Raw genomic sequence first — 1719 nt, 5'->3', positions numbered from 1 at the left:
CCGTTGTGGTCGTGGCAGAGGTGGTAGGATAGGCATCAACTCAGTCCTTTGGGTGTGGCTTGTTTTGTTTAGCGACTAATCAGATCGCACAAACTGGACTGAGTTCCCTTCCTCCGGTGATCTACTATTCGGAACAGCTATTTAGTCAGCCGGGACGAGTCATACTGATCGAGCCTGGTGCCGTACATGATGGTCACGCACCTGAAGAGCAAGGTTTCACCTATTCAATGCTCTATCTGCCACAGCCATGGGTCAACACCGCCTTGATAGCACGAGGTGGCAATGATGTTTCACAGCTCCAAGCTACCTTCCGTGATACACTGACTGATGATCGTCAACTTGCAAGTGCTATTCAACAAGCATTCATAGCCATTCACGGTCGAGAAGGGCGTTTGGCTCGCGATTTGAGCTTGGATTTACTCATGTCCCACCTAGCACAGCATGTCCAGCTCCATCCGAGCTCTGTGCGCTCCAATTCACAGCAACAAGTCCTACGTGCTCGTGACTTTTTACATGATCAGATGGCTAGAGATGTCAGCCTGGATGAATTAGCCTTATATACAGGAATCGACCGTTTTCGCTTAAATAGGCAGTTCAAACAAGTTTTTAACTTGTCCCCCCATGCCTACCTAGTGCGTTTGCGGCTACGTGTTGCCCGCCAGCGCCTAGCCCAAGGTGCCTTACCTTCACAAGTAGCCCTAGGGAAAGTGCGAACAAGTATCCCACGAACAAAAATGAAAATTTTAGTCATTTAATATCAATGGGTTACCAGTAAATGCTCTCGTGCCATATGACTTATTCGCACCTTCCTTAACCGACAGTCATGGCTCTCAACTAATCTTTTGAGTGATAACAAACTATCGAGAACATCGGGATCTATTGCAGGAACATCACCAGGCCCGAGATTTGAAAGCAGTTTGGTCACACTGAGACGTACCAGTTGCTCTTCGGCCAGCGCCTTGGCTCTCTGGACAACCTCGGGTGATTCGGATGAAATCATATCCTCCAATGTCCTCCCCATACGGTGCTCCTACTACAGATAGAATTAAAGGCCCACGCCGAGCAGGCATGGGCTCTCAGCATTAGATCAAGAAGTCATCCAGTGCTTTTCCAGCCGCAACAGCGTCTGCAATGGCCTTGGGCATGCGCCCCTGGCCAGTCCATGTCTTCTCCTGACCGCCTTCGGTGTACTTGTATTTTGCAGGACGGGGAGCGCGTTTGGCTTTGTTGGCTGAACCATCAGCTTTCGCTGGAGCCGCAGTGCCAACCAGCTCACTCGGATCTATGCCCGCTTGTTTCAGCAGCTCGGGAAAGTGCGAACAAGTATCCCACGAACAAAAAATGAAAATTTTAGTCATTTAATATCAATGGGTTACCAGTAAATGCTCTCGTGCCATATGACTTATTCGCACCTTCCCTAATGCCCCAATGCCTTTCGATCTTAGAGCAGGGCATGGAGTAGTCTATGTAGAATGGAAAATATCTGCATTGCCTACTGACTCCGTGGACGTATCCACCCCCGATGGCACGAAACTGGGCGTTGTGAAGGCTCTCCCTGGTAAGACCAAGCAGTTAAATAGCTGTTCCGAATAGTAGATCACCGGAGGAAGGGAACTCAGTCCAGTTTGTGCGATCTGATTAGTCGCTAAACAAAACAAGCCACACCCAAAGGACTGAGTTGATGCCTATCCTACCACCTCTGCCACGACCACAACGGCG

At 49.4% G+C, this 1719-nt stretch carries 1 protein-coding gene and 1 pseudogene; one reads left to right on the top strand and one right to left on the bottom strand.

The annotated features are described in order from the left end of the window. Positions 1-116: 116 nt before the first annotated feature. On the top strand, positions 117-755 hold the full coding sequence (locus J9889_RS19835) for an AraC family transcriptional regulator (protein ID WP_210557819.1): 639 nt from the start codon (positions 117-119) through the stop codon (positions 753-755). Between the two features lie 327 nt (positions 756-1082). Here the strand turns inward: J9889_RS19835 and J9889_RS24285 are convergent. Continuing rightward, a pseudogene (locus tag J9889_RS24285) lies at positions 1083-1319 on the bottom strand (H-NS family nucleoid-associated regulatory protein); the annotation flags it as partial. Positions 1320-1719 lie beyond the last annotated feature (400 nt).

It is taken from the genome of Aeromonas sp. PrichA-15 (assembly GCF_017939245.1).
GTDB classification, from domain to species: domain Bacteria; phylum Pseudomonadota; class Gammaproteobacteria; order Enterobacterales; family Aeromonadaceae; genus Aeromonas; species Aeromonas caviae.
This window is presented reverse-complemented; position numbering and strand designations above follow the sequence as displayed.